We start from the raw sequence: 8,128 nt of genomic DNA on the forward strand, positions 1-8,128 counted from the left end.
TTGTGGAAAAAGAACGGTTTGGTTGGGAATGTAAGGACGAAAATGTAACTTTGCCATAACGAAAAACTTTATGCCTAAAGATACGAAAACTTTGGGTAATAACAAAGCCCGGGCTTGAGAAAGTCTGGGCTTTGCGCATAAAAAAAGGCTGTGTCAGCGTTTTGACACAACCTCTTTTTATTTCCAGAAGTGGTAGTTAAGTTACATTCAATAGTATCGCAATATAAAAACAGAATAAAGAATTATCTTACAACTATTTCATAAATACAAAATACACAGCCAATATCAAACATACGAATGCTGCAATATGATTCCAATGTAATGATTCTCCTTTAAATAGTACAGTAGTAAATACCGTAAAGATAATAAGGGTTATCACTTCTTGAATTATCTTTAACTGCATTAAAGAAAAAGGACCACCATTATCTATAAATCCAATACGATTAGCTGGAATTTGAAAAAGATATTCAAAAAAAGCAATTGACCAACTGAAAGTTACCACTCCTATTAAAGGTAAAGAAGCAAACCAAGAAGATTCTTGTTTCAACTTCAAATGACCGTACCATGCAAAGGTCATAAATATATTAGAAATAATTAACAATCCTATTGTATAAAATGATTTCATAAGCTATTTTATTTATTATCAATTATTTATAACTATTTAATAACAGGGGACTTTTTATTGCATTATTCTCCGCCAACGCTATCATCCATGAGAACAAAATAATGGCATAGAGAGGCCAGTTGGAGATAACTTTCATCTCCTGCAACTTCAAATGCCCGTACCAGGCAAACGTCATGAAGACATTGGATACAATCAAAAGTAAAATGGTGTAAAAAGCTTTCATATAATGATTAGTGATTAGAAATTGCTTGTCAGCGGCTTGTCCCGCCTTCATTCTTCCGTGGCAGCAACTCTTCCTGCACATTGCTCATGCTCCCCCACAAACTGTACCGGGCTTCGGGATTCATCTCTTCCAGACGATGCAGGATACCTTTCATCGCGTTCCGGCTCGACTGCGACTCGTAAGGACAATTCTTCACCTGCTTCCGATAGTTCCTTATCGCCGCCAATTCCGCCAAATCGGATTCGTGCACAAGGCACATCGGGCGGATAATCGTCATGTCGAACTTCTTCATTACCAGCCGCGGCGGCATCGAACCGAACGCCCCCTGATACGTAATATTCATCAGCAACGTTTCCAGAATATCATCCATGTGATGCCCCAAGGCTATTTTGTTACACCCCTGTTCCTTTGCCACAGTGAACAAAGCCTTGCGCCGATTCCACGAACACAGGAAACAAGGAGACTTGCGGGTATCCGTACTCGCATCAAACTCCGTTTCGTACAGCACGAAAGGCACTCCCTGCAACTCCGCATAGCTTCTGAGGTAATCCGTATCGCTCTGATAAGAGATGTTTCTCATTACCACATGGGCAGCAACCACCGAAAACCGTGGCTTCAGAATCCGGGAACGACGCGCCAACAGTTCCACCAACGCCAAAGAGTCCTTGCCGCCGGAAAGCCCGATAAGGATTTTATCGCCCTCTTCTATCAGTCCGTACTCCACCACTCCTTTGGCAAAGCGTTTCTCTATACGCCGTAATGTCTTCTCTTCCTCTGTAAATAGTGCCATAATAATCAGTTGAAAATTGGCTGCAAAAGTAACTGAAAAGAATCATTTAAAGAAGAATTAACATAATAGAATTACGGAAAAGAGCTTTATTCCGGATTAATTCGTATTTTTGAACTCATTAAAAAAGATTTTTAGTATGAAGAATAAATATATACTGCTTTTCTTGTTTGGCTTCTTTGGAATACATGCTTCAGCACAAACCCTTGCCCAAGCAAAAATACTCTATGAAAAAGGACAATACGAACAGGCAAAGCCCGTTTTTAAGAAATTTGTAAAATCACAACCTAATAACGGGAATTATAATTTGTGGTATGGCGTATGTTGTCTGAATACGGGAGAAGCGGAAGAAGCTATAAAGTATCTGGAAACAGCCGTAAAACGCCGGGTCACCAGCGGACAACTCTATTTGGCACAGGCTTATAATGCCGTTTACCGATTTGAAGATGCCGTCGGCACTTACGAAGACTATATTGCAGAACTGACAAAAAGAAGACGTTCGACCGCTGAAGCCGAAAAACTTCTGGAAAAGAGCAAAGCCAACCTCCGTCTGCTGAAAGGCGTAGAAGAAGTGTGCTTCATTGACAGTTTTGTCGTAGACAAGAAAGATTTTCTCGAAGCGTACAAAATCAGTCCTGAATCTGGGAAATTGTTCATGTACGATACCTACTTTGAAAATTCCAATAGCAAAGGCGGCACTGTATATGAAACAGAGTTAGGGAATAAAATCTATTATAGCGAGTTACAGAAAGACAGTGCGCTCAACATCTTATCGCGCAATAAAATGATGAACGAATGGGGCAAAGGCAATATGCTCCCCGGCAGTATCAACGAGTCCATGAATGCCAGTTATCCATACGTATTGGCTGACGGCATCACTATCTATTATGCAGCAGATGGTCCTGCATCAATGGGTGGATACGATATTTTCGTAACACGCTACAATACAAATACAGACACTTATCTGACTCCGGAAAATGTAGGAATGCCTTTCAACTCGCCTTATAATGATTATATGTACGTTATAGACGAATTCAACAACCTCGGCTGGTTTGCATCAGATCGTTATCAGCCGGAAGGCAAAGTATGTGTATATGTATTCATTCCTGCCTCATCCAAACAAGTATACAACTATGAAAGCATGGATAAAAACAAACTGATAAAGCTTGCCCAACTCCATTCCATCAGAGATACCTGGACGAATGAAAGCCTGGTAGCCGATGCAAGGAAACGCCTGCAGGAAACGATGCAGGAAAAAATGAAAATAAAGAAGCGGCACGAATTTGAGTTTGTAATTGATGACAGGAATATCTATCATTATGCTGCCGATTTCCGCTCTCCGCAAGCAAAAGCGCAATTCAGGAACTATCTCCAACTGAAAGAAAGCTATAACCAGCAACAAAATAAACTGGAAAATATGCGCACCCAATATTCGCGTGCCAACCAGAACGAAAGAAGCAAAATGGCTCCAGCTATACTCGATTTGGAAAAACGAGTGCTACAGTTGGCTAACGAAGTAGACCGTACTGCTATCCAAGTGCGGAAATTAGAAAAGCAAACCATTAAATAGAACAGTTATGGACATATTCATCATCGCAATTTTAGTCGTTGCAGCAGTTATACTGTTCCTCGTAGAGCTATTCATCATACCAGGCATCAGCATTGCCGGATTTTTGGCAGGTGGTTGCATCATTTATGCCAACTACTACGCTTTTGCCAATTTAGGAGCAACAGCTGGGTTCATCACACTTACCATATCCGTCATAACCTGCGTTGGTTCATTAGTGTGGTTCATGCATTCCAAAACCCTGGATAAGATAGCTTTGAAGAAAAACATCACTTCAAAAGTAGACCGTAGTGCCGAAGAGAAAGTAAAAATTGGCGATACCGGCATTACCACTACCCGTCTTGCCCTTATTGGGTATGCCGAAATAAATGGTGATATCGTAGAAGTAAAATCCACAGACGGTTTTCTGAATGAGAAAACTCCCATTATAGTAAACCGCATTACAGACGGAGTGATACTTGTGGAGAAAAACAAACCGTAAATTGCAAATCATTAAATAAGTAATCATTAATAACTAAAATCATGGATCCAAGCACGATGTATCTCACTGCCTTCACTATCATAGGCGGTATCATTTTCCTGGTACTGTTTTTCCACTATGTACCGTTTTTCCTATGGCTGTCTGCCAAAGTTTCAGGAGTCAACATATCACTGGTTCAACTATTTCTGATGCGTATTCGTAACGTGCCGCCCTATATTATTGTGCCTGGCCTGATTGAAGCACATAAAGCCGGCTTGAGCAACATCACCCGCGATGAACTGGAGGCACACTATCTGGCGGGCGGACACGTTGAGAAAGTAGTGCATGCTTTGGTATCCGCTTCGAAAGCCAACATTGAATTGCCTTTTCAAATGGCCACCGCCATCGACCTTGCCGGACGTGATGTGTTTGAGGCAGTCCAAATGTCAGTAAACCCAAAGGTGATTGATACCCCGCCCGTCACAGCCGTGGCAAAAGACGGTATCCAGTTGATTGCCAAAGCCCGTGTAACCGTACGTGCCAATATCCGCCAGTTGGTAGGTGGCGCCGGAGAAGATACAATCCTTGCCCGTGTAGGCGAAGGTATCGTATCGTCTATCGGTTCTTCCGAAAACCATAAATCGGTTTTGGAAAATCCCGACTCCATTTCCAAATTAGTGCTTCGCAAAGGATTGGATGCCGGTACGGCTTTTGAGATCCTGTCTATTGATATTGCCGACATCGACATAGGCAAGAACATCGGTGCAGCTTTACAGATAGACCAAGCAAATGCGGACAAAAATATCGCTCAAGCAAAAGCCGAAGAGCGCCGTGCCATGGCCGTTGCCAGCGAGCAGGAAATGAAAGCCAAAGCACAGGAAGCACGCGCTAAAGTTATCGAAGCCGAAGCAGAAGTGCCTAAGGCTATGGCAGAAGCTTTCCGCAGCGGCAATCTGGGCATAATGGATTATTACCGGATGAAAAACATCGAGGCCGACACTTCGATGCGTGAGAACATTGCCAAACCGGTAACCAGTACATCTAACCAGCCATTGAGCAAATAAACCGGTAAAGTTACCTATATAAACGTCGGAACCGGTGAACAGAAACCAGTTGCCGACGTTATCTCTTTATAAACGAACTTATAATACCTCGTAACATGAAAAAGTGTTTTGCATCTTCCGAACTTATTATCAACGAAGACGGTTCCGTGTTCCATTTACACGTAAAGCCTGAATGGCTGGCAGATAAAGTAATCCTCGTAGGTGACCCCGGCCGGGTAGCATTGGTTGCTTCACATTTCGAGAATAAAGAATGTGAAGTGGAGAGCCGCGAATTCAAGACAATTACAGGTACTTATAAAGGTAAGCGAATCACCGTTGTTTCCACTGGTATCGGTTGCGATAACATTGATATTGTTATGAACGAATTGGACGCACTCGCTAACATCGACTTCCAGACGAGAGAGGAAAAGCCCCAACTGCGTCAATTGGAACTGGTCCGTATCGGTACGTGTGGCGGTTTGCAACCTTACACGCCCGTAGGAACTTTTATATGTTCTGCCAAATCCATTGGTTTCGACGGCCTGCTGAACTTCTATGCCGGACGTAATGCAGTTTGCGACCTGCCCTTTGAACGCGCTTTCCTCAACCACATGGGATGGTCGGGAAACATGTGTGCTCCCGCCCCTTACGTAATTGATGCCAATGCCGAATTGATAGACCGTATAGCGGGAGATGATATGGTACGAGGCGTCACCATCGCTGCCGGCGGTTTCTTCGGTCCGCAAGGACGTGAACTGCGTGTTCCCCTGGCAGACCCGCATCAGAACGAAAAAATCGAGCAATTCGAATACAACGGTTATAAGATTACCAATTTCGAAATGGAAAGTTCCGCACTGGCCGGCCTCAGTCGTTTGATGGGGCATAAAGCCATGACTGTCTGCATGGTAATTGCCAACCGATTAATTAAAGAAGCCAACACCGGATATAAAAATACAATTGACCATCTTATTCTTAAAGTACTCGAACGTATTTAAATATCTTATCGGATATAAAATCAGAAGAAAGCACTATCTTTGCGTCATAAAACAAGCTGTAAATAATGAACCAAGATACTATCTGTGCCATAGCTACCGCCCAGGGCGGGGCTATTGGATGTATTCGCGTTTCCGGACCGGAAGCTATCGAAATCACATCTTGTATTTTTACTCCTGCCGCTACTAATAGAGAGTTAGGGGACAGCAAGCCTTACACACTTACTTTTGGACGGATTTATGACGGCTCTGAAGTTATAGATGAAGTACTCGTTAGTCTGTTTCGTGCTCCTCACTCCTATACTGGTGAGAACAGTACGGAAATCACTTGCCACGGTTCTGCCTATATTCTTCAGAAAGTATTACAACTACTCATCAAGAATGGTTGTCGCATGGCTGCCCCGGGCGAATATACCCAGCGTGCATTTCTAAATGGGAAAATGGACCTGAGTCAAGCAGAAGCAGTTGCCGATCTGATTGCCTCATCGTCTGCAGCGACCCACCGTCTTGCCATGAGCCAAATGCGAGGCGGTTTCAGTAAGGAACTTGCTACCTTACGTGACCAATTACTCCATTTCACCTCACTCATCGAATTGGAATTGGATTTCAGCGATCACGAGGAACTGGAATTTGCCGACCGCTCCGAACTTTGCCAACTAGCGAACAACATAGAGAAAGTCATAGCTCGTTTGGTTAATTCATTCAACGTAGGTAACGCCATCAAAAACGGCGTTCCTGTAGCCATTATCGGTGAAACGAATGCAGGAAAGTCTACATTGCTCAATGTCTTACTTAATGAAGACAAAGCTATTGTTAGCGACATTCATGGCACTACACGGGATATAATAGAAGATACTGTCAATATAGGTGGCATTACTTTCAGATTCATCGACACAGCAGGTATTCGTGAAACTAGCGATACAATTGAAAGCCTCGGTATCGAACGCACTTTCCAAAAGTTGGATCAAGCAGAAATTGTCCTTTGGATGATTGATGCTACGAATGCCCAAGCTCAAATAACACAGTTGGCCGGTCAACTCCTTCCCCGTTGTGAAAGAAAGCAGCTTATCCTTGTTTATAACAAAGCCGATTTAGTGGATAATATACAGAATAGTATTCCTGACAATTTCCCTGATAATGTACAGTCAATCACCCTATCCGCAAAAAAAAGAGAACATATCGAAGAACTTCAACGAATGCTGATAACATCTGCCCATCTTCCTACAGTTACGCAAAATGATGTTATAGTTACTAATGTACGCCATTATGAAGCATTAAACAATGCATTAGAAGCTATCCATCGAGTGCAAGAGGGTCTGACTAATAATATTTCCGGTGATTTCATATCACAAGATATTCGGGAATGTATTTTCCACTTAAGCGATATTGCGGGAGAAGTGACAAATGATATGGTATTACAGAATATATTTCAGCACTTTTGCATCGGCAAGTAAATATCTGATTATAAAATATTAATTGATTACAATCAATTAATATGGCGCTCTTTACGGGCGCCTTTTTTGTTGCTCAAGTATCGTTGATAATCGTTGCTAAGCCTTTTTACGCCATTTTTTGTACCTCCTGTGTACCTCACCACGAAATCTGAGGATTTTCGTTGACAAGGTCGTGGAGAACTTTTACGCCATTTTACGGGATTTTACGGAGTTATACAAAAATATTGGAGAAATAAGGAGAAATAACATGAGTAGCAACATTGAAATCAGACGAACCTGTGCGTGGTGCAAGCAAGAATTCATTGCGCATAAAACAACTACAACCTGTTGTTCGCACAGATGTGCAAACCTTCTGTATAAACAGAAGAAACGTGAGGCTTCTATTAAGGCTAACAACCAAATTGTCGAAAAAGTCATCAAGGAGAGGCCGATTGCAAAAATCAGAGATAAGCCTATTCTTACGATCACAGAAGCTGCCACATACATTGGAGTAACCCGACCTACTCTTTACAGCTATCTGAAAAGAGGTGAACTAAAAGCCTCCCGACTTGGATATAAATTTCTATTAAAAAAGGAGGATATTGATAACTTATTTGCAAAGTAACTGAGGATTCCCTAACTGTACAATGTGTACTTTATCGGATACTTACATACAATTTGAACATATTGCAGTATTTTATTCCCAACCATATATTTTTTCCTGTGCAACATAAATTCCCTGCAAAATCATCCGTCATACAATAAATCTCTGTAACTTTAGCCGCTGATAACATAGCAGTAAACGTTTAAATATTACAATCCAGCACTATAAACTTAACATTTTATTGCTATCTTATTTATTCTCAATGAAAAGCTTATGAGGTTGTGTCAAAACGTTGGCACAACCTCATTTATATTTTAAGTTCTGCTATATTTTCTTTTGGCTATGCTGCTTTTTCCTCATGCATTTGGCAACAAGTTGCTATATTCCAATTATA

Annotated in this window: 9 protein-coding genes; 6 read left to right on the plus strand and 3 right to left on the minus strand. The window is 41.8% G+C overall.

Features of this window, described 5'->3' with window-relative positions:
• Positions 1 to 253 precede the first annotated feature (253 nt).
• The 3 genes from H8S52_RS19040 to H8S52_RS19050 are packed head-to-tail and all read right to left on the minus strand — an operon-like array spanning position 254 to position 1,638.
• On the minus strand, positions 254 to 625 hold the full coding sequence (locus H8S52_RS19040; RefSeq protein ID WP_016662458.1) for a DMT family protein: 372 nt from the start codon (positions 623 to 625) through the stop codon (positions 254 to 256).
• A gap of 22 nt (positions 626 to 647) precedes the next feature.
• A complete protein-coding gene (locus tag H8S52_RS19045; RefSeq protein ID WP_370527592.1) occupies positions 648 to 848 on the minus strand; it encodes a DMT family protein in 201 nt (66 codons plus the stop codon).
• A 28-nt stretch (positions 849 to 876) separates the two neighbouring features.
• The gene (locus H8S52_RS19050) at positions 877 to 1,638 is read right to left on the minus strand and encodes an ATP-binding protein (protein ID WP_186910380.1); all 762 of its coding nucleotides are present in this window, start codon (positions 1,636 to 1,638) and stop codon (positions 877 to 879) included.
• Between the two features lie 136 nt (positions 1,639 to 1,774).
• On the opposite strand from H8S52_RS19050, the gene H8S52_RS19055 reads away from it, so the two are divergent.
• From H8S52_RS19055 to H8S52_RS20090, 6 genes are all read left to right on the plus strand, one after another.
• Entirely contained in the window at positions 1,775 to 3,205 is a 1,431-nt protein-coding gene (locus H8S52_RS19055) for a M48 family metallopeptidase (RefSeq protein WP_186910381.1), read from the plus strand.
• A 7-nt stretch (positions 3,206 to 3,212) separates the two neighbouring features.
• Positions 3,213 to 3,683: an NfeD family protein gene (locus tag H8S52_RS19060; RefSeq protein WP_186910382.1), complete on the plus strand. Its 471-nt coding sequence runs from the start codon at positions 3,213 to 3,215 to the stop codon at positions 3,681 to 3,683.
• 41 nt (positions 3,684 to 3,724) lie between these two features.
• Positions 3,725 to 4,726, plus strand: a complete 1,002-nt coding sequence (gene floA / locus H8S52_RS19065) for a flotillin-like protein FloA (protein WP_117985939.1) — start codon at positions 3,725 to 3,727, stop codon at positions 4,724 to 4,726.
• A gap of 95 nt (positions 4,727 to 4,821) precedes the next feature.
• Positions 4,822 to 5,700 carry a nucleoside phosphorylase gene (locus H8S52_RS19070; RefSeq protein ID WP_186910383.1) on the plus strand — a complete coding sequence of 293 codons (879 nt, stop codon included), beginning with the start codon at positions 4,822 to 4,824 and terminating at the stop codon, positions 5,698 to 5,700.
• A gap of 65 nt (positions 5,701 to 5,765) precedes the next feature.
• Positions 5,766 to 7,151 (plus strand): tRNA uridine-5-carboxymethylaminomethyl(34) synthesis GTPase MnmE, encoded by a 1,386-nt coding sequence (mnmE, locus tag H8S52_RS19075; protein WP_186910384.1) that lies wholly within the window; start codon positions 5,766 to 5,768, stop codon positions 7,149 to 7,151.
• Between the two features lie 247 nt (positions 7,152 to 7,398).
• Positions 7,399 to 7,755 carry a helix-turn-helix domain-containing protein gene (locus H8S52_RS20090; protein ID WP_016662505.1) on the plus strand — a complete coding sequence of 119 codons (357 nt, stop codon included), beginning with the start codon at positions 7,399 to 7,401 and terminating at the stop codon, positions 7,753 to 7,755.
• Positions 7,756 to 8,128: the final 373 nt, after the last annotated feature.

The organism is Bacteroides sp. NSJ-48, from assembly GCF_014287405.1.
GTDB lineage: Bacteria > Bacteroidota > Bacteroidia > Bacteroidales > Bacteroidaceae > Bacteroides > Bacteroides stercoris.

What these genes read in the sequence shown, in the direction of transcription:
- H8S52_RS19040 (WP_016662458.1), bottom strand. Translation starts at nt 625, where the DNA reads ATGAAATCATTTTATACAATAGGATTGTTAATTATTTCTAATATATTT.
- H8S52_RS19045 (WP_370527592.1), bottom strand. Translation starts at nt 848, where the DNA reads ATGAAAGCTTTTTACACCATTTTACTTTTGATTGTATCCAATGTCTTC.
- H8S52_RS19050 (WP_186910380.1), bottom strand. Translation starts at nt 1,638, where the DNA reads ATGGCACTATTTACAGAGGAAGAGAAGACATTACGGCGTATAGAGAAA.
- H8S52_RS19055 (WP_186910381.1), top strand. Translation starts at nt 1,775, where the DNA reads ATGAAGAATAAATATATACTGCTTTTCTTGTTTGGCTTCTTTGGAATA.
- H8S52_RS19060 (WP_186910382.1), top strand. Translation starts at nt 3,213, where the DNA reads ATGGACATATTCATCATCGCAATTTTAGTCGTTGCAGCAGTTATACTG.
- floA (WP_117985939.1), top strand. Translation starts at nt 3,725, where the DNA reads ATGGATCCAAGCACGATGTATCTCACTGCCTTCACTATCATAGGCGGT.
- H8S52_RS19070 (WP_186910383.1), top strand. Translation starts at nt 4,822, where the DNA reads ATGAAAAAGTGTTTTGCATCTTCCGAACTTATTATCAACGAAGACGGT.
- mnmE (WP_186910384.1), top strand. Translation starts at nt 5,766, where the DNA reads ATGAACCAAGATACTATCTGTGCCATAGCTACCGCCCAGGGCGGGGCT.
- H8S52_RS20090 (WP_016662505.1), top strand. Translation starts at nt 7,399, where the DNA reads ATGAGTAGCAACATTGAAATCAGACGAACCTGTGCGTGGTGCAAGCAA.